Here is a 22,219-nt window from a genome sequence, read left to right on the forward strand (position 1 = left end):
ACCACCCCCGCCGCGATCGGTGCGATCTGGGCGCTGAGCGCCTGCGGAGCCGTCGACACCGGCACCGGCTCCGGCGGCGGCTCCACCGGCGGTGACACCGCCGCGGCCTCCGACGCCGTCCCGGCGGCCTGCGCGGAGGACGACCCCTACCTCGCGGTCGCGCTGCCGAACCTGACCAACCCGTACTACGTCGCCATGAAGCAGGGCTTCGAGTCCGCGGGCGAGGAGCAAGGCTTCGACGTCGAGGTCCAGATCGCCGACGACGACGACGCGAACCAGCTCGCCCAGGTGCAGTCCATGCTGCAGAAGCAGCCCTGCGCCCTGGCACTGAACCCGGTGAAGTCCGAGCCGGCCGCCGCGCTGGTCAAGGCCGCGAACGACGCCGGCGTCCCGGTGTTCGTGGTGAACGTCGGGGTCGACCCCGAGGCGCTGCAGGCGCAGGGCGGTCACATCGTCCAGTACCTGGGTGCGGACAACGCCGAGGGCGGCAAGCAGTCCGCCGAGCAGGTGCTGGCCGACTTCGGCGCGGACGCGGACCTGACGATCGGGTTCGTGACCGAGCCGGACGAGACCCCCACCCAGCAGCGCGACCAGGGATTCGAGGACGCCATCGCGGCGAACCCGAACGCCACCGTGGTGGCCCGGGTCGACGGGAACGTCAAGCCGGACGACTCGCTGCGGGCCACCACCGAGATGCTCTCCGGCAACCCGGACATCAACGTGATCTTCGCCTCCACCGGCCCCGCCGCCTACGGCGCGCTGCAGGCCCTCGGCGCCAACTCCACGGTCAAGGTCTACGGCTTCTGCGCCGCGGAGACCCCGCTGACCGCGCAGTACGCGGGCTGCGTGGCCCAGGAGCCCGAGGCCTACGGCGCCGACGTGGTGCAGCAGATCCGCGACTACGTCGACGGCCAGGACGTCGAGCCCGAGGTGCTGAAGTCGCTGAAGGAGTTCACCACCGGCCAGACGCCCGGTCCGGGCGAGGTGGGTTGACCCGATGCTCGGCGTACGGCAGATCGTCAAGAGGTACTCCGGCGTCACCGTCCTGCACGGGGTCGACCTGGAGGTCGGTCCCGGGGACGTGGTCGGGCTGGTCGGTCACAACGGCGCGGGCAAGTCCACGCTGCTGCGGGTGATCTCCGGGGCGACCACCCCCGACGGCGGCCGGATCGAGGTCGACGGGGTCCGGCAGGACATCGCCGGTCCGCGGGACGCGATCGCCGCCGGGGTGGCCACGGTCTACCAGGAGCTCTCCCTGCTCCCGAACCTCACCGTCACCCAGAACGTGTACCTGGGCGACGAGCGGTCCCGGGCCGGGCTGCTCCGGCGGGAGGAGATGCGCGCCGGGGCGCGGGAGCTGGTGGAGTCCTTCGGCCTGGACCTGGACGTCGACCGCAAGCTCGGCGCCTACCCGGTGGCCACCCGGCAGATGCTGGAGATCGCGGTGGCCACGCACCGCAAGGCACGGTTCCTGCTGCTGGACGAGCCGACCACCGCCCTGGAGGGCCAGCAGGTGGAGCGCCTGCTGGAGATGGTGCGCTCCCTGGCCGTCGATCGCGGCCTCGGGATCGTGTTCGTCGACCACAAGCTCGACGAGCTCTACGCGGTGTGCAACCGGGTCGTCGCCCTGGTGGACGGCCGGGTGCGGATCGACGCCCGGGTGGACGAGGTCTCCCGGGCCGATGTGGTCACGGCGATCGCGGGCGAGGAGTCCGCACCTGCCGCCGCCACGGCCCCGGTGGACCGGGCCGCCGCCGAGGAGACCCGGGACGTGGTGGCCGCGCTGCCGTCCGAGGACCGGACCGGCCGGCTGCTCGAGGTGCGGGACCTGCGGGCCGGCGGCGTGCACGGGGTGACCCTGCGCGCCGAGCCCGGCCGGGTGCTGGGCATCTACGGGCTGGTCGGCGCCGGGCGCACCGAGATGCTCCGGGCGCTGGTCGGCCTGAACCCGGTCACCGGCGGGCAGGTGCTGCTCGACGGCGTCCCGCACCGGCCCAGGACCCCGGCCCGTGCCCAGCGCGCGGGGCTGGTGTACCTGACCGAGGAGCGCAAGCACGACGGGATCGTGCCCGGCCTGTCCTCGCCGCAGAACGTGGCGCTGCCGGTGCTCGGCCGGTACCGCCGGGCGGGGTTCCTGGACCGCGGCGCCGTCCAGCGGGACGCGGACGACCTGCTCGAACGGCTCCGGGTGCGGGGGAACCGGCACGGGCCGGTGGTCCGGCTCTCCGGCGGCAACCAGCAGAAGGTGCTGCTGGCCCGGGCGATCGCCCAACGACCCCGGGTCCTGCTGCTGGACGAGCCCACCAAGGGCGTCGACCTGGGCGTCAAAGCGGAGATCCACCGGATCGTGCGCGCCCTCGCCCACGAGTCCGGACTCACCGTCGTCCTGGTCTCCTCGGAGGAGGACGAGGTCGCCGAGGTCGCCGACGACGTCGTGGTGATGTCGCACGGCCACACCGCCGGCACCCCGCTGTCCGCCGAGGACCGCACGCCCCAGTCACTGCGCCGCGCCGCCTGGGCCGCGGCATGAACCCGGGAGGGACCACCATGACCAGTGCCGAGGAGACCCTGCGCACCGCCCGCGATCTGGTGCGGCGCGAGGGCGGGGGCGTGGCCGCCGTGGCCGACCAGATCGACGACACCTTCCTGCGGGCGGTCGAGCTGGTGGACGCGTGCACCGGGAAGGTCTTCGTCACCGGATCGGGCACCTCCGGGGCCGTGGCACGCCGGATGGCCCACCTGCTGTCGGTCTGCGGCACCCCGGCGGTCTTCCTGCCCGGGATGGACGCGCTGCACGGCACCATGGGAGCGGTGGCGCCCGGGGACCTGCTCTTCACGCTCTCCCGGGGCGGGGAGTCCGACGAGCTGAACGACCTGTCGACCCGGCTGCGCAGCCGCGGGGTGCCGGTGATCGCGCTGACCGCGGCGCCGGAGTCCACGCTGGGCCGGCTCGCCGACCTCACGGTGGTGATCGACCCGGGGCCGGAGGTCGACCCCGGCGGGGTGATCGCGATGGGCTCCACCCTGGCGACCGCCGTGTGGGGCGACGCGCTGGCCGCGGTGCTGATGCGGCGGCGCGGGTACGGCTGGGAGCAGGTGCTGTTCACGCATCCGGCCGGAGCCGTGGGCAAGCGGGCGGACCTGCCGGACGAGCTGCCACCGCTCGGGGACGCCTGATGCCGGTGGTCGCCGGGGTGGACTCCTCCACCCAGTCCTGCACCCTCGAGCTCCGGGACGCCGACGACGGGCGGCTGCTCGGTGCGGGGCGGGCACCGCACCCGGCGACCACCCCGCCGGTCTCCGAGCAGGATCCCGCGGTGTGGTGGACCGCCCTGCGCACGGCGCTGGGCGCGGCCCTGCGGGAGGCGGGCCTGACCGCCGACCGGATCGACGCGCTCAGCATCGCCGCCCAGTGCCACGGCGCGGTGCTGCTCGGGGAGGACGACGCCGTCCTGCGTCCGGTGAAGCTCTGGAACGACACCACCTCCGCACCCCAGGCGGCCGCGATGGTCGCCGACCTCGGAGCCGCGGGGTGGGCGGACGCGGTGGGCTCGGTCCCGACCGCGGCGTTCACGATCACCAAGCTCGCCTGGGTCGCCGCCCACGAACCGCGGCTGCTGGACCGGTTGCGCCGGGTGCTGCTCCCGCACGACTGGCTCGGTCTCCGGCTCACCGGCCAGGCGGTCACCGACCGGTCCGAGGCCTCGGGCACCGGGTACTACGCCGCACACCGCGGGGCCTACCTGACCGAGCACCTGGAGCGGTGGGTCCGGCCCGACCTGGACTGGGCGGCATTGCTGCCCCGGGTGGCCGGACCCGCCGAACCGGCGGGGCACGCCGACACCGCCGCGGCGGCCGAGCTCGGTCTCCGGCCGGACGTGGTGGTCGGCGCCGGTGCGGGCGACCAGCACGCCGGTGCCCTGGGCATCGGACTCGCCCCCGGGCAGGTGCTCTACTCCCTCGGCACCTCCGGCGTGGTGATGACCACCTCGGCGGTGCCGGTGCACGACCCGACCGGCTGGGTCGACGGGGTCGCCGACGCCGCCGGCGGGTGGCTGCCGCTGATGTGCTCACTCAACTCCACCAAGGTCACCGACACTGTCGCCCGCTTACTGGGCGTCGACCTGCCCACCCTGGCGGAGCTGGCGCTCGCGGCCGACCGGCGGCCCGACCGCCCGGTGCTGGCGGCCTACCTGGACGGCGAGCGCACCCCCGACCGGCCGGACGCCCGGGGACTGCTGGGCGGCCTGCGATCGGACACCACCCGGGAGGAGCTGGCGCTGGCGGCCCACGAGGGGGTGGTGCTCGGCCTGCTGCGCGGGCACCGGGCGATCCGGGCCGCTGGGGCCACCGCGGACGGCGAGGTGATCGTGACCGGCGGCGGGTCCCGCTCCCCGGCCTACCGGCAGGTCCTCGCCGACGCCCTCGGCCGACCGGTGCACACCCGGGACGCGCCCGAGGCCACCGCGCGCGGCGCCGCCGTGCAGGCCACCGCCGCGCTCACCGGCGCCGGCATCCCGACCGTGCGGGACGCCTGGACGCCCGCGACCACCTCGATCACCGAGCCGCTCGGCGCCCTGCCCGACGAGCTGCTCGACCGTTACCGGGCGCTGGCCGACTGGCGCCAACCCACCGAGAAGGAGTGACATGCGGCTCTACCTGGACTGCGCGGACCGTGCGGAGCTCGCCCCGCTGCTCGACACCGGACTCTTCAGCGGCGTCACCACCAACCCGCTGATCCTGCAGCGCGGCGGTGTCCGGCTGGCGGAGGTGCCCGCGCTGGTCCACTGGCTGCTGGAACGCGGCACCGCGGAGGTCTTCGTGCAGACGACCGCGGCGGACGCCGACCGGATCGTGGCCGAAGGGCGTGAGCTCCGGGCGCTCAGCGACCGGGTGGTGGTGAAGATCCCCGCGACCACCGCCGGCCTCACCGCCGCACGCCGACTCGCCGACCAGGGGGTCCCGGTCCTGGTGACGGCGGTCTACCACGCCCTGCAGGCCCTCACCGCGCTCGCGGCCGGGGCCCGATGGATCGCGCCCTACGTCGGCCGGATGACCGAACAGGGCCGTGACGGCCACGAGCAGGTGGCGCAGATGCAGCGCATCCTGACCGGTTCGAGCACCGGGGTGCTCGCGGCGAGCCTGCGGTCGGCGGAGGACGTCCGCCGACTCGCGCTGCTCGGGGTCGAGGCGGTGACCGTCGGCGCCCCGGTCGCGCGCGCCCTGCTGACCGAGCCGCTGACCGAGGCCGCGGTGGCCGACTTCGACCGGGCGGTCGCCCAGCTGCGCGACTGAGGCTCAGCCGGCCGGCAGGTGCCGCGCGTCCCGGCGGTACATCTCCGCGTGGCCGTGCAGCTCCGGCTGTGCGGTGACGTCGGCGTGCACGTCGGTCCAGTCCGCCAGCTCGATCAACCGGTCGACCATGGTGCGCAGCACCTCGGACCGGGTCGGGGCCCGATCCCCGTAGGACGTCAGCAGGCTGTCCAGTCGGTGCAGCGGGTCCAGGCCGCCCGGGGTCGGGGTGTCCGAGCAGAACGAGCACAGCCGGTACGCGAGGTAGGCCAGGTCCCAGACCCGGGGGCCGGGGGAGGCCATGTCCACGTCGATGAACCCGACCAGGCGACCCGCGGCGTGCACCATGTTGTAGGGCGCAGCGTCGTTGAGGCAGATCACCTCGGCGGGCTCGTGCACCGGCTGGCGCCAGGCGCCCGCGTCGACCGGGAAGCCGACCGTGGCGTCGTGCCAGATCCGCAGGAACGTCCCGGCCTGCTGCACGGTGCGCGGGTGCCAGACCCAGTCCGGCGGCGGGAAGTCGCCGGTGTCGCCGGGGATCCAGCTGAGCATCTCCCGGCCCTGCTCGTCCACGCCGAGCGGGGTGGGCACCATCCACGCCCCGCGCGCCCGGGCCCAGGCCAGCAGGGCGTGCACGGTCGGGGTCCAGGGGCCCGCCGTGCGGCGCACGGTGTCGCCGACCCGGACCACGGTGGTGACATGCCCGCCGTCGAGCGGGATTTCCTGCGGATCCGGCACGGCGGTCATGCTCAGCCTCCTAGGCCTTTGTCCCGTCGTCTCAGGTAGCGCTCGAACTCCTGCGCGATCGCCTCGCCGGAGGCCTCCGGGAGGTCGGCCGTGTCCTTTGCCTCCTCCAGCTGCCGCACGTACTCGGCGATCTCGCTGTCCTCCCCGGCGAGCTCGTCCACGCCGTCCTGCCATGCTGCCGCGTCCTCGGGCAGATCGCCCAGCGGGACCGGCTCGCCGATCAGCTGCTCGATCCGGTGCAGCATGGCCAGCACCGCCTTGGGCGACGGGGGATGGGCGACGTAGTGCGGCACCGCGGCCCAGAGCGACAGGGTGCGCAGCTCCCGGGCGGCGGCCTCGTGCTGGAGGACGCCGACGATGCCGGTCGGACCCTCGTAGGTGTTCGACTCCACGTCCAGCAGCTCGCGCACCGCGGGGTCCTCGCTGGTGAGCGTGACCGGGATCGGCCGGGTGTGCGGGACGTCGGCGAGCAGCGCGCCCAGCGTGATCACGGTCTCGGTCTGCAGCCCGGCCGCGATGTCCAGCAGCTCGCCGCAGTACCGGCGCCAGCGCATGGACGGCTCGATGCCGTGCACCAGGACGATCCGGCGGCCGGTGCGCGGCGCGGTGGCGACGGCGACCGCGGTGGACGGCCAGGTGATCTCGCGTCGGCCGTCCGCGGCCAGGCCGATCACCGGCCGGTTCACCTGGAAGTCGTGGTAGTCCTCCGGGTCGAGCTCGTCGACCTGTTCGGCTCCCCACACCTCGTGCAGGTGCTCCAGTGCCTGGCTGGCCGCGGAGCCCGCGTCGTTCCAGCCCTCGAAGGCGGCGAGCAGGATGGTCCCGCTGCCGGGCAGCGCCGGCGTCGCCGGGGTGGTCGACTCATCGCTCATCGGACCAGCCTAGGACCTGGCGACCACACCGCCCGGGATGCGCCGCGGTGTCGGCGGTCGGTGGTGGGATGTGCCGGTGTCCGTCGTGCTGGTCTGCGCCGATCCCGCCCGCCCGGGCTCGGTGCTGCTGTGCGCGGCGCCGGACACCGCGTCCGTCGTGGACCAGGGGATGGGGCCGGCCCGGGAGGTGCAGCGCGCGGAGCTGGCCGCCGTGGTCGCCGCGGTGGAGGAGGCGGAGCACCCCCGCTGGGTGTGGGACGACACCGAACGGTGGTATCCCGGGCTGCTCGCCGCCGGGGTGCGACTGCGGCGGGCGCACGATCTGCGCCTGTGCCACGCGATCCTGCGCCGGTCGACCCGCACCGTGGGCACCCGGTTCGCCGCCGGGCCCCGCTCGGCCTGGGACGAGACGGAGCCGGGTGCTCAGGTCCACGCGCCCAGCCTGTTCGACGAGCTGGAACCGCGGGACGCCGGTCTGCCGGACCCGGCCGGCGAGCTCCGGGCGCAGCTGGCCTGCCTGGTCGAGGCCGAGGACGACGGGCGGCTGCGGCTGCTGCTCGCGGCCGAGTCCACCGGGGCACTGATCGCCGCCGAGCTGCGGCACGACGGCCTGCCGTGGCGCGCGGACCTGCACGACGCGCTCCTGACCGAGCTGCTCGGACCGCGACCGCCGGAGGGGGTGCGTCCCGCGAAGCTCCAGGCGCTGGCGGAGACGATCGCCGCCGCCCTGGAACGACCGGGCCTGAACCCGGACTCGCCGCCGGAGCTGCTTCGCGCGCTGCGGTCCGCCGGGATCGACGTGGCCACCACCCGCAAGTGGGAGCTCCGCGCGCACGACCACCCGGTGATCGAGCCGCTGCTGGCCTACAAGAAGCTGTCCCGGCTGCTGAGCGCGAACGGCTGGGCCTGGATGGACCGCTGGGCGACCGGCGGCCGGTTCCGCCCGGACTACGTGCCCGCCGGGGTGGTCACCGGACGCTGGGCGTCCAACGGCGGCGGCGCGCTGCAGCTGCCCGCCGGTGTCCGGGCCGCGGTCCGCGCCGATCCGGGGCACGTGCTGGTCGTCGCCGATGCCGCGCAGCTGGAACCCCGGGTGCTGGCCGCGATGTCCGGCGACCGGGCGATGGCCGCCGCGGGCCGTCAGGCGGACCTGTACCAGGCGGTGGTGCAGGCCGGGATCGTGGGCGACCGCCAGCAGGCCAAGTACGCGATGATCGGTGCGATCTACGGCGCGACCACCGGGGCGAGCGCGGTGCTGATGCCGCAGCTGGCCCGCGGGTACCCGCGCGCGGTCGACCTGGTCGAGCAGGCGGCCCGGACCGGGGAGCGCGGCGAGCAGGTCACCACCTGGCTCGGCCGGTCGTCGCCCCTGCCGTCGGCCGACCGGAGGGCGGAGAAGCTGGCCGCCGGGGGAGAGGGCGGCGACGAGTCCACCGCCCGGGACGCCCGCCGGCATGCCCGGGACTGGGGCCGGTTCACCCGGAACTTCGTCGTGCAGGGCACCGCCGCCGAATGGGCGCTGTGCTGGATGGCCGTGCTCCGACGGCGGCTGATCGGCCTGCCCGACCGCCCGCACCTGGTGTTCTTCCTGCACGACGAGCTGATGGTGCACAGCCCGGTCGACCAGGCCGAGGGGGTGGCCGCGGCGGTGCGGGAGTCCGCGGTGGAGGCCGGGCGGCTGCTGTTCGGCGACACCCCGGTGGAGTTCGCGCTGGACCTCGCGGTGGTGGACTCCTACGACCAGGCCGGCTGACCGTAGGCTCCGGTCATGGTCGTCCGGGGCATGCTCGCGGTGCTGCTCACCGCCGTGCTCTGGGGCACCACCGGCACCGCCGCGGCGCAGACCACCGCCGGGCCGCTGGCGATCGGTGCGGTGGCCATGGGCGTCGGCGGCCTGCTGCAGGCCGCGGTCTCGGGCTGGTGGCCCCACCGCGCCGGGTTGCGTGCCCGGCCGGGGGTGGTCGCCGTGGGCGCCGTCTCGGTCGCGGTCTACCCGCTGGCGTTCTACAGCTCGATGCACCTGGCCGGGGTCGCGGTCGGCACCGTGGTGTCCATCGGGTCGGCGCCGCTGATCGCCGCGGTGCTGGAGCGGCGGTTCACCGTGCGGTGGGGGATCGGGGCGACGCTCGGCGTGCTGGGGGTGGCCCTGCTCAGCGCGGGGCACGGCGCGGTCGGCGGATCGGTGCCCGGCATCCTGCTCGGCCTGCTCGCCGGCCTCACCTACGCGGTCTACTCCTGGGCGGCGGCCACGCTGATGTCCGGCGGCATCCCGTCCCGGGTGGCGATGGGCGCGGTCTTCGGGCTCGGCGGGGTGCTGCTGGTCCCGGTGATGGTCGTCACGGCGCCCGCGCTGCTGGCGGCGCCGCGCGGTCCCGCGGTGGCCGCCTACCTGGCTCTGGTGCCGATGTTCGGCGGCTACCTGCTGTTCGGCTGGGGGCTGGCCCGGGTGCCGGTCAGCACCGCGATCACCCTCACCCTGCTGGAGCCCGCGGTCGCCGCGCTGCTCGCCGTGCTGGTGGTCGGCGAGCACCTCGGAGCGCTCGGCTGGGTCGGGGTCGGACTGGTCGGCGGCTGCCTGGTGGTGCTCACCGCGCCCGTACCCTGGCGGGGTGATCCTGTCCGCCGCCGACTGGCAGCCGCACGCCGCCGCGCATGAGGCGCGCGCCGACGCGCTGACCGCCGCCCACCGGGACCGCACCGCCCGGCGCGAACGGCACGCGATCGAGGACTTCCTCTTCGACTACTACTCCGCCAAGCCCGCGCAGCTCCGGCGCTGGCACCCCGGCGCGGGGGTCCGTCTGCTGCCCGGCGACGACCCGGTCCCGCACACCGACTGGCGCTGGTACCGCACCGGCCCGGACGGCGGGGCCGAGCTGGACGTCGACGCGCTGCTCGCCGACCGCGGGGACACCGTCCGGTTCGTCCACGGCCTGCTGTCCGCGACCGCCTCCCGCCCGATCGCCACCGGCTGCTTCGGTCTGCACGAGTGGGCGATGGTCTACCGCCAGGGCGCCGGCGAGCACCGGCACCCCCTCCCGCTCCGGCTCGGCGAGGCCGGCACCGACGCCGTGGTGGAGACGCACCGGATCCGGTGCACGCACATCGACGCCTACCGGTTCTTCACCCCGGAGGCCGCGCCGCTGAACACCCTCCGGCCGACCCGCGGGAGCCAGATCGCGGACGACCAGGGCGGCTGCCTGCACGCGAACATGGACGTGAAGAAGCAGGTTGCAGGCACCGAGACCCTGAGTGTGTCGCTACCCCTGACGCGCAACACCCAGATTCACTACGAGCAACCTGGCTGCCTTCACGCGGCGATGGACTGTTACAAGTGGGCCTTGAAGTTGGGTCCCTTGGTCTCGGGTGAACTACTGCTCGACTCATTCGAACTTGCGATGGAGATCCGCTACACGGACATGCAGGCATCGCCGTACGACGTGAGTTCGTACGGGCTGAAGCCCATCAAGATCGAGACACCGGAGGGCAAGCAGGAGTACGTGCGGAGACAACGGGACTACGCCGCTAGGTCGAATGAGCTGCGCGGTCGACTCTTGCTGGCGTGCGGTGCTGTGGCTTGACCGTCCGGGTTCGGCGGGCGTGCCTCAGGGGGCGTGATGGAACGCCTAGGCTCGACGCGATTCGACCCGGCTGGCCCTAGTGTTGTCGGTTGTCTAGCGGGACACTGGCCCGGTGACGAACGACCTGACGCCTGGAGTGCCCCGTATCGGCTGGTTCTTCGATGGGGACCCGACCACGCCGGAGACTTCCACCCTATTGCAGGATACTGGTGAGCAGATCACGCTCACCATACCGTGGATCACCAGTGGTGCGCCCGGCCAGTACTCACGTTGGTTCCATGGGGCTGGTGTGCAGTTCGGCGACGACCTTGATCGAAGCAGCTATTCTTACGAAGTGCCCGAGCAACTGATGTTCCGGGACGTGTACGGGGCCGTGGTATTGGTTGGATGTCGCAGCGCGGGAATGCGTGACCAGATGTTCTCGGGCTTCGGTCAAGGCGTGGTTCGAGCCCAATTCGCAGTCCTCGGGGCCAAGTCGTTGAAATATAACACGATTAACGGCCTTCGATCGCAATTGCCTGGCTTGAGCGAATGGGTCGGAATATCCAGCCTGGAGCGAAACTACCGTACAGATGAGCACGGCAGGCTTCAGTCCGTGGACCTCCACCTTGAGTCTCCGACGCCCATCCATCTCTCGCGCTCTATGAACTTAATGCTCCGCCCGAACTATCGAGTCGAAAGATCGAGTGCGACGGATACGACCGAGATCCGAGAGACCGTGCTTGTCGAGACTCGGGTCAAAGCGGCGCGCTCGTGGTTGGATCATCTGAGTTCGCATAACGCTGTGCGTGACCTCCTTGACGTAGCGGCCTGGAGTCCATTCGGCTACTCGAATCAGTGGGTCTTGCGTGACGACGACCCTGAGCGCGACGCCGCCGGCGGTCATCGTGGCGACAAGTGGTCCAGCGCTAAAACCTACGCGGTGCGGAGCTACGAGCAGCGCGCGCGGCAGAGGTTTCTATTCGAGTTCGATGATATCGGGCCGGAAGGCTTCCGGAGGTGGGTTCGGCTCCGCGCACAATTTGCTCGCGGTCTGAATGCACTGCTGTCCCATTTCGATCACCCTCGCTCCGCACTGGAGACCGGACTGATCGAATCGAGCATTGGTTTCGAGGCGCTGGGTTATCAGCTGGCCCTCGATAGCGGTCTTGGAAAGAATGCGGCTCGCAATGAATCCTATCGCGAGCGCGTGCAACGTGTCCTTGATGAAGTCCCGGTTCCTTTGAGGTTCGATACAGATGTCTGGGTGAAGGATTCCGCGGATGCTTACAATGGTGTAAAGCACGCAAACCGGGACTTGCCCGATGTTGACCTGATGCTCTCGACTCTGCGCAGGAACTGGCTGGTCGCACGATTGTGGATTGCGGGAAGGATCCGTGTGGCACCGTCAGTACTCGAAGCAAACATGCACTGGTGGGCGGAGCGTTGACGGCGCGGCGTCGCTCGTATTGACGACGATGGGCCTCGACGAGTTGCCTGCACGCGAACATGGACCTGTACAAGTGGGCGCAGAAGCTCGGCCCGCTGTGTCCGGGCGACCTGCTGCTGGACTGCTTCGCGCTGGCCGCCGAGGTGCGGGTGACCGACATGCAGGCCTCGCCCTACGACGTCTCGGGCTACGGGCTGGAGCCGGTGGCGATCGAGACGCCGGAGGGCAAGGCGGAGTACGTGCGGCGGCAGCGGGGGTTCGCGGAGCGGGCCGCGGTGCTGCGGGCCCGGCTGGTGGCGGTGTGCGCGGCGGCGCTGGGGATCGCCGCGTCGCCCGCCGCGCGCTGACGGCGCGGTCGGGGAGTGTTCCGCGTCGGGCGTCCACGGCGTGTCCGTCTCACAGTGCGGTCACAGTTCGTTGACCGTCGTGACAGGCTGTGATTACAGTCCGGACGCAGATGGGCGGCGACACGCCGCCCCGGGTGAGGAGGACCACGATGCGAGGAACCGGCGCGCTGCGCTCGTCCCTCGCCGCCGTGCGTCCGGCCGCGCCGTGCTGTTGTCGTCACCGCTGATCCCTCGTTCCCCATCAGCGACCGCGACCCGGCCCCGGGCCGTCGCGGTGACCCCCGCACGGAGCCCCCAGCGTGACTCTTCCCGACATCTCCGCCCCGGCCCCCGACCGCCTGCGCGACGACTGGCTGCACTGGCGCGAGCACCGCACCGCCGAACTCGCCGATCCGACCGGATGGCTCAGCCTGACCGCGCTGCACTGGCTCAGCCCGGTGCCCGCCCCCGCCGGTGATCTGCCCGGTCTGTGGTGGGCCGACACCGACGGCATCCAGGTCCTGCTGGACGGCGACCCCCTGACGCTGGACGGCCACGAGCTCACCGGCCGGGCGACCGTGTGGGCACCGAGCACCGGCCCCGCCGGCGATCTCCGGCACGGCGACCGGCGGTTGGAGCCGCTGGCCCGCGGTCCGCTCAGCCACGGCGTCCGGGTGCGCGACCCGCACGCCCCGGCGCTGACCGCGTTCACCGGGGTGCCGGTGTTCGACCACGATCCGGCCTGGCGGCTGACCGGCGCCTTCACTCCGGCAGCCGCCGGGGAGCGGGCCGAGACCGGATCGGTGGCGCTCGGCGTCCGGCACGTGCAGGACGTCGAGGGCACGCTCACCCTGCACCACGACGGCGCGGACCACACCCTGCTGGTCACCGGCGGCGGACTGGTCAGTTTCCGCGACGCCACCAACGGCCGGCAGACCGCGGCCTTCCGGGTGCTCACCGTGCACCCCGACCCCGACGGCACCGTCGTCGTCGACCTCAACTGGGCCCGCAACGCGCCGTGCGCGTTCTCCGACCACGGCACCTGTCCGTTGCCCCCGGCGGGCAACACCCTGCCGTTCGCCGTGACGGCGGGCGAGCGCGCCCCGCGCTGACCCGTTCTCCCTCCCAGTCCGACGTGCCGCGATGCCGCACACCCATGTCCCGGAAGGAACCACCCCATGTCCAAGCGACGACCGACGCTGACGGCCCTGGCAGCAGGCCTCGCCCTGCTCCTGGCCGCCTGCTCCTCCGGGACGGCCGGGGGTGAGGACTCCGCGAGCGCCGGACCGACCACCGGCGGCACCCTGCGGGTCGGCTTCTCCGACGACACCGGCAACTACGACCCGCAGCAGCGCCCGCAGCTGCACGCCCGGACCATCTCCCGGCAGATCACCGACACGCTCACCGACCAGGACCCGGAGACCGGGGAGATCCTGCCGTGGCTGGCCACGCACTGGGAGATCAGCGACGACACCACGCAGTTCACCTTCACCCTGCGGGACGACGTGACCTTCTCCGACGGCACGCCCTTCGACGCCGAGGTGGTCAAAGCCAACCTGGACCGCGTGGTCGAGATCGGTCCGCTGGCCTACGTCGCCGCCGGGTACCTGCGCGGCTACGTCGGCTCCGAGGTGCTGGACGACGGGCGGGTGCGGGTGACCTTCGACCAGCCGAACGCCCAGTTCCTGCAGGCCACCGCCACCCAGTCGCTCGGCCTGCTGTCCCTGGACACCCTGGCGCTGTCCCCGGAGGAGGTCGCCGCCGGGAACGTGGTCGGCACCGGCCCCTACGTGCTCGACTCCTACGTCCCGGACCAGTCGATCACGCTGACCGCCCGGGAGGACTACGACTGGGGCTCGCCGCTGTACGAGAACCGCGGCCGGGCCTACTACGACACGGTCGAGGTCTCGTTCATCCCCGAGGCCACCACGCTCGCCGGATCGCTGGCCTCCGGGCAGATCGACGTGGCGTACATCCTGGACGCTGCCAGCGCCGACACCATCGAGGCCTCCGACGCCGAGCTGGTCTCCACCGCGATGCCAGCGATCTCGATCCCGATCGTGCCCTTCGTCTACCGCGACGTCTTCGCCGACGAGCACACCCGGCGCGCGTTGTCCCTGGCCACCGACCGGCAGGCCATCGTCGACACCGTGTTCCAGGGCCGGTACGAGCCGGCTACCGGCGTGCTGACCACCACCAACCCGGGGTACGTCGATCTGTCCGACGAGCTGACCTACGACCCTGACCAGGCCGAGACCGAACTGGAGCAGGCGGGCTGGACCGAGGTCGGCTCGGACGGCATCCGGACCAACGCCGCCGGCGAGCGCCTGGCGCCCAGCATCGAGTACGTGGGCTCGGGCACCTCCACCGAGGCCCTGCTCCAGCTGCTCCAGCAGCAGTGGAAGCAGGTCGGCATCGACCTGGTCCTGAAGCCGGTCGCCGAGGCGTCCGAGGACGCGCTGCACCAGCACGACTACGACCTGTCCACCTGGTCGCAGACCCGGGCCGACCCCGATGTGCTGCGCACGGTCTACTCCTCGTTCTACGAGAACCAGTCCTTCCTCTACGACAACGCGGACCCGGAGCTCGACCAGCTGCTCGGCACCCTGCAGACCACCGTCGACCCGGCGGAGCGCCTGAAGGTCTCCGAGCAGGTCCAGCGCCTGATCCTGGAGCGCGGCTACACCGTCCCGCTGTACGACCTCACCCAGTACACGGCGCACGCCGCCGGGGTGCAGGGGTACCACACGGACATCGAGGGCAAGCCGCTGTTCGTGGACGCGTGGAGCTGACATGACCGCCTTCCTGCTCCGGCGCGTGGCGCAGATGGTCGTCGTCCTGTGGGGCGCGATCACCCTGTCCTTCGCCCTCGTGCACCTGGTCCCGGGCGATCCGGTGCGGATCATGCTCGGCGGCGGATCGGGGGAGACGGCCGCGTCCGCGTCGCCGGAGCAGGAGGCCGCCCTGCGCAGCCAGCTCGGACTGGACCAGCCCCTGCTGCTGCAGTACCTCGGCTTCCTGCGCCGGGTGCTGACCGGCGACCTGGGCCAGTCCTACTCCACCGGTCAGCCGGTCACCGCCTCGATCGGCGCCGGACTGGGCAGCACCGTCCAGCTCGGCGGCACCGCCATCCTCGCCGCGGTGCTGCTCGGTCTGCTGTTCGCGCTGGCGGGGGTGCTGCTGCCCGGCCGGGCGGTGCGCTCGGTGGTGCAGTCGGTCACCGTGCTCGGGGTGGCGGTGCCGTCGTTCTGGCTCGCGGTCGTCCTGATCCAGGTCTTCTCCTTCACCCTGGGCTGGTTCCCGGCCTTCGGCTCGAACGGGGTGCAGTCGCTGGTGCTGCCCGCCCTGACCCTGGCGCTGGTCACTGCGGGCACCATCGCCCAGCTGCTCACCCGGGGACTGACCGACGCGCTGGGCGAGCCCTACGCCGACACCGCCCGGTCCAAGGGACTGGGCCGATCCCGGATCGTGCTCGGCCACGCCCTGCGCAACGCCTCGATCCCGGTGCTGACCATGGTCGGGATGATGGTCGGCGGCATCCTGTCCGGCGCGGTGATCGTGGAGACCGTCTACGGGCGGCCCGGGATCGGCCGGCTGTTCGTCGAGGGGGTCCGGGCGCACGACTTCCCGCTGATCCAGGCGCTGATCATCCTGACCGGTGGCCTGTTCGTCGTGGTGACCCTGCTGGTCGACCTGGCGTACCGCTGGGTCGATCCGCGGATCCGGACCGGGGTGCCGGCATGAGCGTGGAGACCCTGGTCCGGCGCCGGCCGGTCGTGCGGTGGGCCGCCCCCGGCGCGGTGGCCTCGGTGCTGCTGCTCACCGTGGTGGTGCTGTGGGCCGCGCTGCCCGGACTCTTCGCGCCGTACGACCCGGTGTCCGACCTGGACGCCGCCCACGCCCTGAGCGGACCGAGTACCCAGCACTGGTTCGGCACCGACCTGCTCGGCCGCGACCTGTACTCGCGGGTTGTGCACGGCGCCCGGCTCTCGGTCAGCGCCGCGCTGATCGCGGTGCTGGTCTCCCTGGTGATCGGCTCCGCGCTCGGCATGCTCGCGGGGTACGCCGGGCGCGGGGTGGACACCGTGATCATGCGGGCCACCGAGGTGATGGTGGCGATCCCCGGGCTGCTGCTGTCGCTGGCTTTCGTCTCGATCCTGGGCTTCGGGGTGACGAACGTGGCGCTCGCGGTGGGCATCGCGGGGATCCCGAGCTTCGTGCGGATCGCCCGGGCCGAGACACTGCGGATCACCTCCCGGCCGTACTTCGACGCCGCGCGCTGCGCCGGCACCGGTCACCTGGTGACCCTGGTCCGGCACGTCGCGCCGAACGCGGTCGGACCCGTGCTGGTGCTGGCCGGTCTGGAGCTCGGCGGAGCGATCCTGTCCGTCGCCGCGTTGTCCTTCCTCGGCTTCGGCGCCGTGCCACCCACCCCCGAGTGGGGATCGATGGTGTCCGAGGGCCGGACCCACCTGGCCACCGCGTGGTGGCTGACCACCTTCCCCGGGGCGGTGGTCGCCGCGACCGTGCTGGCCACCAACCGCCTCAGCCGGGGCGTGCGAGGAGCGAACCGATGACCGACCTGCTGCGTGTCCGGGACCTGCGGGTCAGCTACGCCTCGCGTCGGGGTGCGCCGGTGCAGGCCGTCCGCGGCGTCGACCTCACCGTGGCGCCCGGGGAGGTGGTCGCGCTGGTCGGCGAGTCCGGTTCCGGCAAGACCAGCATCGGCCGGGCGGTGCTCGGCCTGCACCGGCGGGGCACCACCGTCACCGGCTCGATCACCCTGGACGGCCGGGAGCTGGTCGGCCTGCCGGAACGACGGCGTGCCGGCGTCTACGGCACCGCGGTCACTGTCGTCCCGCAGGACCCGCTGGCCGCCCTCAACCCACTGCACCCGGTGGTCCGCCAGGTGAGCGAGGTGCTCCGGGTGCACGGTCTGGCCCGGGGTGCCGCAGCCCGCGACCTGGCGATCGACGCCCTGCGCCTGGCCGGGCTGGACGACGCCGAGCACCTGGCCGACCGGCTCCCGCACGAGCTCTCCGGCGGACAGCGCCAGCGGGTGCTGATCGCGATGGCGGTGGTCGGCGGACCACGGCTGATCGTCGCGGACGAGCCGACCTCCGCCCTCGACGTCACCGTCCAGCGCCGGATCCTGGACCACCTGGACGCCCTGGTCCGTCGCTCCGGCACCTCGATGCTGCTCATCACGCACGATCTGGCCGTGGCCGCCGACCGTGCGGACCGGGTGGTGGTGCTCGCCGACGGCGCCGTGCTGGAGGAGGGTCCCGCCCGCACCGTGCTCACCGCACCGACCACTCCGGGTGCCCGCGCCCTGGTCGCCGCCGTCCCGGGACCGTCGAGCATCCCCCTGGTCGCCCCGGTCGACGGCGCACCGCTGCTCACCGCCACCGGTCTGCGCCACGTCTACCCGGGGCGTCGCGGCACACCGGACACGGTCGCGGTCGACGGTCTGGACCTGCACCTGCCGGCCGGCGGCACCCTCGGCGTGGTGGGGGAGTCCGGCTCCGGCAAGACCAGCACCGCCCGGATCCTGCTCGGACTGCTCCGCCCGGACGCGGGCACCGTCACCCTGCACGGGCCGGACGCGCGGCCGGGTGACCGGGCGTTCACCCGCCGGGTCCAGCCGGTGTTCCAGGACCCGTACTCCTCGCTCGACCCCGCACACCCGGTCGGGGTCAGCATCCTGGAGCCCTGGCGTGCCCGGCGCTCGGGTGGTCGTCGTGCCGCCCGGGCCCGCCTGGGCGAGGTGCTCGACCAGGTCCGGCTGCCCGCCGCCATCGCCGCCCGCCGACCGCACGAGCTCTCCGGCGGTCAGCTGCAGCGGGTCGCGATCGCCCGGGCGCTGTCCATCCGACCCGACCTGCTGATCTGCGACGAGCCGGTGTCGTCGCTGGACGTCACCGTGCAGGCGCAGATCCTGGACCTGCTGGCCGACCTGCACCGGGAGGGACTGGCCTACCTGTTCGTCTCGCACGACCTGGCCGTGGTCCGGGAGATCTGCGCCCGGGTGCTGGTCATGCATCGCGGCCGGGTGGTGGAACAGGGCGAGACGGTGCGCGTCTTCGACGCCCCGGAGCACCCGTACACCCGGGAGCTGGTGGCGGCGGTGCCCGGTCGTGCGGTGGCTCAGCCCTCCTCGCGGACCCCGCCCACGACCAGCGCACGGTCCCAGGCGGTGGAGGCGGCCCGCTGAGCGTGCACGTGCAGGCGGGCCACGACGTCGGCCCGGTCGTTCAGCGCCTGGGCGGACACCACCTGGCTGTTCTCCGCCGCGAGCAGCAGGCGTTCCAGCTCGTTCACCTCGGCGACCAGCTCCTCGGCGGCCTCGGTCGCCTCGTCGATCCGGGTGCCGACCACCGTTCCGGCCTGCGCGGTCAGATCCGCGAACACCGCCGCGTCCGCCACCCGATCCGGGTCCACGCCGGCCAGCGCGGCCGACTCGGCGAGATCGCGCACCCGCTCCGCCACCCCGGACAGCAGCGCGACCACGCCGTGCGCCTGGGAGACCGCACGCAGCGCCTCGGCCGCCCGCAGGCTCACGGTCCTCGCGGCCAGCACCGCCAGCCCCGCGACCCCGGACAGGTCGACCGCGTCCTGGGCCGAGGCCCGGACCGACGACTCCAGCCCCTCCAGCCCCAGCGCGACCGTCCGGGTGTTCGCGGACAGACCGCCGAGATCCGCCCAGAGGGGAGCAGCGGACCCGTGCCGGGGCGGCACGGCGTAGTCGTGGACGGTCATCGTTCTCCTCGGGCGGGGCGGCGTGTGGTGGGGGGCACCGAGGGGAGTGTGTCAAAGTCATGACCAGGGTGCTAGCACCCAGTCGCGGTGTGAAGTGGGCCACATGATCTCGCGGGCACGTGCTCGAGGTCTCGATATTTGGTGCGACCATTGCCAAGAGTTGACGGCACGGGCCGGTCCGTTGGCCAGTGGCTTACCGAAACAAGGGGATCGGCTGTCGGTCCGGGCGTCCGCCCACGGGTGATTCCCACCCGGTCGGCCTAATGCCCGGGCCCCGCCAGCGGCCATCCGCCCCGGGCCAGGTGCGCCGACACCCGCGCGACGTCCTCCTCCGAGGCGGCGTCCAGCGTGGCGGCCCCGATGAGGCGTTCGATGTCCGCGGTGGTGATCTCCGCGCCGTAGCTGGCCAGCACCGGGAGGTCACCGGCGATCTGGTGCACCTCCGCCTCGGTGAGGGAACGGCGCAGCAGGCCGAGCAGCACCACGTAGTCCTGCTGCGGCACCCCGGCGGGATACCCGGCGCGCAGCCAGTTCAGCACCCGGGACGACCAGGCGCCGGACTCGGTCACGACGCCACCAGGGTCGGGACGCCGTGCGCGAAGTCCAGCTCGTAGCCGAAGCCGGACGCCACGACGAATGTGATGCCCAACCCCACCCCCGCCACCACCAGGGTGAAGCACAGCACCGGCAGTCCCGTTCCCAGGACCAGCGACACCAGCAGCACCTGGCCGATCATCCCCAGCTCGGTCACCACCATCAGCGCACCCCTCCCGCCATCGTCGGCCGCGCCGTGCGGGACCGGTCCTGCCAGTCGTCGTTCACGTTGCCCGCGTGCACCGTGTCCCGGCGGGACCGCAGGTACATCACGCCGCTCAGCGCGGCCAGCACCGCCACCACGGCCGACGCGCCCAGCAGGTGCGCCAGCCACCAGGTCGCCGCCCCGACTGCCCCCGCCGCGGACATCGTGATCAGCCAGGCCACCACCATCCGGCCGGCCACCCGCCAGCGCACCGTCGCCCCCGGCCGGCCGACCCCCGCGCCGAGCACCGACCCGGTGGTCACATGGGTGGTGGACAGCGCCGGGCCCAGGTGGCTAGACACCAGGATCGTCGCCGCCGACGCGGTCTCCGCGGACAGCCCCTGCGGCGGCGCGATCTCGATCAGCCCCTTGCCCAGGGTCCGGATGATCCGCCAGCCGCCCAGGTAGGTGCCCAGCGCGATCGCCAGCGCACACGCCACCTTCACCCAGAGCGGGATCGCCGAGGTGCTGCTCCAGTGCCCCGAGCCGATCAGCGCCAGGGTGATCACGCCCATCGTCTTCTGCGCGTCATTCGTCCCGTGCGCCAGCGACACCAGGGACGCCGACCCGATCTGCCCCCACCGGAACCCGCGCTCGGTGTACCGCGTGGCCACCCCCACCGTGATCCGGTAGACGCACCAGGTGCCGGCCGCCGCGACGACTCCCGCTACCACCGGCGACGCGATCGCCGGGATCGCCACCTTGCCCAGCACCCCGTCCGGCTCCCCGCCGTCCCCGGTCCAGTGCACCGCGCCCCAGCCCAGCCCGGCACCGTCGCCCCGATCAACCCGCCGAACAACGCGTGCGAGGACGACGACGGCAGCCCGAGCCGCCAGGTCAGCAGATTCCACACGATCGCCCCGACCAGTCCGGTCAGCACGATCACCAGCAGCCCCTCGCCCCCGTCCCGCACCAGGTCCGGACTCGGCGCCCCGTCCGCCTGCTGGATCCGCACGACCGAGTTCGTCACGGTCAACGCGACCTGCACCGACAGGAACGCGCCCACCAGATTCAGCACCGCGGACAGCGTCACCGCCGTCTTCGGGGGCAGCGCGTGGGTGGCGATGGACGTGGCCATCGCATTCGCGGTGTCGTGGAACCCGTTCGTGAAGTCGAACGAGAGCGCGACGACGACCACCAGGATCAGAATCACGGTTGCAGCGTCCACGGCGCCACCGTGTGCCGTCCCCGGCCACCCGCACCGCGGGCACCCATCGGTGGGCGAGTCGTCACCCGGTGTTCACCCGGGGACCGGCTCCAGCACCAGTGCCTCCGTCGCTCGTTCGGCAGATGTGGCCGGCTCGTGGCCCGTGCTTGGATCCGGGTGGCCGCTGGAGACCCACGGCTGACGTCCTGGAGATCGTGCTGCAGGAGGAGACACCATGCGAGCGGCCCCCGCGGTGTCCCTGTGACGGAGCTGCTCCCGTGACCGCCCCGCGGACGCCGATCCCCGACGATCTGCCCCGCTCGCCCACCGGGCGGGTGCCGCAGTGGGTTGTCGACGAGGCCGCCGGTCGCCACGCGGTCGAGACCGCGTGGCGCGCACCCGTCACGCCGGTCCGCCCGCGCCGAGCAAGGCGGATCCGCCGGGCACCCGCACCCTTGATCGCGACGTTGTTGGGTGTGGTTCTCGCCGTCGTCTGGTGGCTGGACAGCGGGACGGCCGGGTTCGGCGCGGGCGCCGGATCCGGCTCAGATGTGGCACAGGCCCCCGCCGCCGACGTGGTCGCGCTCGCCGGCGAGGCTCATCTGTCCGATCAGGGGCGGCAGCTGCTGTACGAGTCCCGGCCCCAGCTCCTGGACGCGGGGGCCTTCGCGGGGCAGTGCACCGATGACCTCGCCGCGGTCAGGTCGGACGGCGCGGTCGGCTGCTTCCGGCCTGTCGACGGCTCCGTCGTCGTGTACAGCCCGGCCGACCCGCGGTTGCGCGGTTTCGTGGTCGAGACGGTCGCGCACGAGACGCTGCATGTCGGTTGGGAGACCTTGAGCGAGCCGGAGCGCGCCGAGCTCGCCGGTCTGCTCGAGGTGGCGGTCGCCACGATCCCGGCCGACGACCCCATCCACCAGCAGATCGCCTTCTCGGTCGGCGATCATCCGGAGCACCGGCCGACCGAGCTGTTCGCCTACCTCGGGACCCAGGTGTGGGGCGGTGGATTCGGCGAGCGGGTGGAAGAGTTCTACGCGCGGTTCGTCGCCGACCGAGCCGCGTTGGTGGCCGTGCACGAGGAGTTCGAGGCGACGATGTCGCAGCTCCGCGCCGACATCGACGCCGGGTACCAGGCGGTCGTGGCGACCGAGTTCACCGAGGGGATCGAGGCCGCCGCGGCCGAACGTGCCCGGATCGACGCGATGGTGGACGACTACAACGCGCTGCAGGCCCAGCTCCAGCCGTGATCGACCTCGTTCACCGTCCCGTC

General features: G+C 72.9%; 20 protein-coding genes and 2 pseudogenes. 16 read left to right on the forward strand and 6 right to left on the reverse strand.

The genetic code is table 11. From position 1 onward, the window contains the following. From OGL89_RS14125 to OGL89_RS14145, 5 genes are all read left to right on the forward strand, one after another. Positions 1 to 993, forward strand: a 993-nt coding sequence (locus OGL89_RS14125; protein ID WP_263120798.1) for a substrate-binding domain-containing protein, incomplete at its 5' end; no start/stop codon positions are given. Positions 994 to 997: 4 nt separating this feature from the next. Continuing rightward, positions 998 to 2,530: a sugar ABC transporter ATP-binding protein gene (locus tag OGL89_RS14130; protein ID WP_263120799.1), complete on the forward strand. Its 1,533-nt coding sequence runs from the start codon at positions 998 to 1,000 to the stop codon at positions 2,528 to 2,530. Positions 2,531 to 2,547: 17 nt separating this feature from the next. Further along, entirely contained in the window at positions 2,548 to 3,177 is a 630-nt protein-coding gene (locus OGL89_RS14135; RefSeq protein ID WP_263120800.1) for an SIS domain-containing protein, read from the forward strand. After that, positions 3,177 to 4,646, forward strand: a complete 1,470-nt coding sequence (gene xylB, locus OGL89_RS14140; RefSeq protein ID WP_263120801.1) for a xylulokinase — start codon at positions 3,177 to 3,179, stop codon at positions 4,644 to 4,646. Before OGL89_RS14135 ends, xylB begins: the two co-directional genes overlap by 1 nt. Before the next feature lies 1 nt (position 4,647). Next, entirely contained in the window at positions 4,648 to 5,295 is a 648-nt protein-coding gene (locus OGL89_RS14145; protein ID WP_263120802.1) for a transaldolase family protein, read from the forward strand. 3 nt (positions 5,296 to 5,298) lie between these two features. Here the strand turns inward: OGL89_RS14145 and OGL89_RS14150 are convergent, their stop codons facing one another. Both OGL89_RS14150 and OGL89_RS14155 read right to left on the reverse strand, forming a co-directional pair. After that, on the reverse strand, positions 5,299 to 6,039 hold the full coding sequence (locus OGL89_RS14150; protein ID WP_263120803.1) for an aminoglycoside phosphotransferase family protein: 741 nt from the start codon (positions 6,037 to 6,039) through the stop codon (positions 5,299 to 5,301). Positions 6,040 to 6,041: 2 nt separating this feature from the next. Then, positions 6,042 to 6,911, reverse strand: coding sequence for a PAC2 family protein (locus tag OGL89_RS14155; protein ID WP_263120804.1), 870 nt, complete (start codon positions 6,909 to 6,911; stop codon positions 6,042 to 6,044). A 76-nt stretch (positions 6,912 to 6,987) separates the two neighbouring features. Between OGL89_RS14155 and OGL89_RS14160 the strand changes: the two genes are divergently transcribed. From OGL89_RS14160 to OGL89_RS14205, 10 genes and pseudogenes are all read left to right on the forward strand, one after another. Next, complete coding sequence (locus OGL89_RS14160; protein ID WP_263120805.1) at positions 6,988 to 8,664, forward strand: bifunctional 3'-5' exonuclease/DNA polymerase; 1,677 nt, start codon at positions 6,988 to 6,990, stop codon at positions 8,662 to 8,664. Between the two features lie 15 nt (positions 8,665 to 8,679). Next, on the forward strand, positions 8,680 to 9,567 hold the full coding sequence (locus OGL89_RS14165; protein ID WP_263120806.1) for a DMT family transporter: 888 nt from the start codon (positions 8,680 to 8,682) through the stop codon (positions 9,565 to 9,567). Then, positions 9,521 to 10,489 (forward strand): 3-methyladenine DNA glycosylase, encoded by a 969-nt coding sequence (locus tag OGL89_RS14170; RefSeq protein WP_263120807.1) that lies wholly within the window; start codon positions 9,521 to 9,523, stop codon positions 10,487 to 10,489. The genes OGL89_RS14165 and OGL89_RS14170 overlap by 47 nt, the downstream gene beginning before the upstream one ends. A 112-nt stretch (positions 10,490 to 10,601) precedes the next feature. Then, on the forward strand, positions 10,602 to 11,918 hold the full coding sequence (locus OGL89_RS14175; RefSeq protein WP_263120808.1) for a HEPN domain-containing protein: 1,317 nt from the start codon (positions 10,602 to 10,604) through the stop codon (positions 11,916 to 11,918). A gap of 44 nt (positions 11,919 to 11,962) precedes the next feature. Beyond that, positions 11,963 to 12,265, forward strand: a pseudogene (locus OGL89_RS14180) (3-methyladenine DNA glycosylase); the annotation flags it as partial. A gap of 299 nt (positions 12,266 to 12,564) precedes the next feature. Then, positions 12,565 to 13,356 carry a DUF1684 domain-containing protein gene (locus OGL89_RS17225; RefSeq protein ID WP_263120809.1) on the forward strand — a complete coding sequence of 264 codons (792 nt, stop codon included), beginning with the start codon at positions 12,565 to 12,567 and terminating at the stop codon, positions 13,354 to 13,356. A gap of 66 nt (positions 13,357 to 13,422) precedes the next feature. Further along, complete coding sequence (locus OGL89_RS14190; RefSeq protein ID WP_263120810.1) at positions 13,423 to 15,036, forward strand: ABC transporter substrate-binding protein; 1,614 nt, start codon at positions 13,423 to 13,425, stop codon at positions 15,034 to 15,036. 1 nt (position 15,037) lies between these two features. Then, positions 15,038 to 15,988, forward strand: a complete 951-nt coding sequence (locus tag OGL89_RS14195) for an ABC transporter permease (RefSeq protein WP_263120811.1) — start codon at positions 15,038 to 15,040, stop codon at positions 15,986 to 15,988. Further along, a complete protein-coding gene (locus tag OGL89_RS14200) occupies positions 15,985 to 16,821 on the forward strand; it encodes an ABC transporter permease (protein WP_263120812.1) in 837 nt (278 codons plus the stop codon). The genes OGL89_RS14195 and OGL89_RS14200 overlap by 4 nt, the downstream gene beginning before the upstream one ends. Next, positions 16,818 to 18,458 (forward strand): ABC transporter ATP-binding protein, encoded by a 1,641-nt coding sequence (locus OGL89_RS14205; protein WP_263120813.1) that lies wholly within the window; start codon positions 16,818 to 16,820, stop codon positions 18,456 to 18,458. The genes OGL89_RS14200 and OGL89_RS14205 overlap by 4 nt, the downstream gene beginning before the upstream one ends. On the opposite strand, the gene OGL89_RS14210 is transcribed toward OGL89_RS14205, so the two are convergent. The 4 genes and pseudogenes from OGL89_RS14210 to OGL89_RS14225 form a co-directional block, all read right to left on the reverse strand. Beyond that, on the reverse strand, positions 18,392 to 19,003 hold the full coding sequence (locus OGL89_RS14210; protein ID WP_263120814.1) for a hypothetical protein: 612 nt from the start codon (positions 19,001 to 19,003) through the stop codon (positions 18,392 to 18,394). The two genes, OGL89_RS14205 and OGL89_RS14210, sit on opposite strands and share 67 nt — an antisense overlap. A gap of 260 nt (positions 19,004 to 19,263) precedes the next feature. Then, positions 19,264 to 19,572, reverse strand: coding sequence for a DUF3349 domain-containing protein (locus OGL89_RS14215; RefSeq protein WP_263120815.1), 309 nt, complete (start codon positions 19,570 to 19,572; stop codon positions 19,264 to 19,266). Beyond that, positions 19,569 to 19,760: a hypothetical protein gene (locus OGL89_RS14220; protein WP_263120816.1), complete on the reverse strand. Its 192-nt coding sequence runs from the start codon at positions 19,758 to 19,760 to the stop codon at positions 19,569 to 19,571. The genes OGL89_RS14215 and OGL89_RS14220 overlap by 4 nt, the downstream gene beginning before the upstream one ends. Further along, positions 19,760 to 20,970 (reverse strand): annotated as a pseudogene (locus OGL89_RS14225) (inorganic phosphate transporter). The gene OGL89_RS14220 and the pseudogene OGL89_RS14225 overlap by 1 nt, the downstream one beginning before the upstream one ends. Positions 20,971 to 21,425: 455 nt before the next feature. Here OGL89_RS14225 and OGL89_RS14230 point away from each other — a divergent pair. Beyond that, a complete protein-coding gene (locus OGL89_RS14230; RefSeq protein ID WP_263120817.1) occupies positions 21,426 to 22,196 on the forward strand; it encodes a hypothetical protein in 771 nt (256 codons plus the stop codon). Positions 22,197 to 22,219 lie beyond the last annotated feature (23 nt).

The sequence above is a fragment of the Cellulomonas sp. RIT-PI-Y genome (assembly GCF_025642745.1).
Classification (GTDB): domain Bacteria; phylum Actinomycetota; class Actinomycetes; order Actinomycetales; family Cellulomonadaceae; genus Cellulomonas.

Coding starts and splice junctions, on each gene's coding strand:
- OGL89_RS14130 (WP_263120799.1), top strand. CDS start 998: ATGCTCGGCGTACGGCAGATCGTCAAGAGGTACTCCGGCGTCACCGTC.
- OGL89_RS14195 (WP_263120811.1), top strand. CDS start 15,038: ATGACCGCCTTCCTGCTCCGGCGCGTGGCGCAGATGGTCGTCGTCCTG.
- OGL89_RS14155 (WP_263120804.1), bottom strand. CDS start 6,911: ATGAGCGATGAGTCGACCACCCCGGCGACGCCGGCGCTGCCCGGCAGC.
- OGL89_RS14220 (WP_263120816.1), bottom strand. CDS start 19,760: ATGGTGGTGACCGAGCTGGGGATGATCGGCCAGGTGCTGCTGGTGTCG.
- OGL89_RS14145 (WP_263120802.1), top strand. CDS start 4,648: ATGCGGCTCTACCTGGACTGCGCGGACCGTGCGGAGCTCGCCCCGCTG.
- OGL89_RS14200 (WP_263120812.1), top strand. CDS start 15,985: ATGAGCGTGGAGACCCTGGTCCGGCGCCGGCCGGTCGTGCGGTGGGCC.
- OGL89_RS14165 (WP_263120806.1), top strand. CDS start 8,680: ATGGTCGTCCGGGGCATGCTCGCGGTGCTGCTCACCGCCGTGCTCTGG.
- OGL89_RS14135 (WP_263120800.1), top strand. CDS start 2,548: ATGACCAGTGCCGAGGAGACCCTGCGCACCGCCCGCGATCTGGTGCGG.
- OGL89_RS14150 (WP_263120803.1), bottom strand. CDS start 6,039: ATGACCGCCGTGCCGGATCCGCAGGAAATCCCGCTCGACGGCGGGCAT.
- OGL89_RS14210 (WP_263120814.1), bottom strand. CDS start 19,003: ATGACCGTCCACGACTACGCCGTGCCGCCCCGGCACGGGTCCGCTGCT.
- OGL89_RS14190 (WP_263120810.1), top strand. CDS start 13,423: ATGTCCAAGCGACGACCGACGCTGACGGCCCTGGCAGCAGGCCTCGCC.
- OGL89_RS14205 (WP_263120813.1), top strand. CDS start 16,818: ATGACCGACCTGCTGCGTGTCCGGGACCTGCGGGTCAGCTACGCCTCG.
- xylB (WP_263120801.1), top strand. CDS start 3,177: ATGCCGGTGGTCGCCGGGGTGGACTCCTCCACCCAGTCCTGCACCCTC.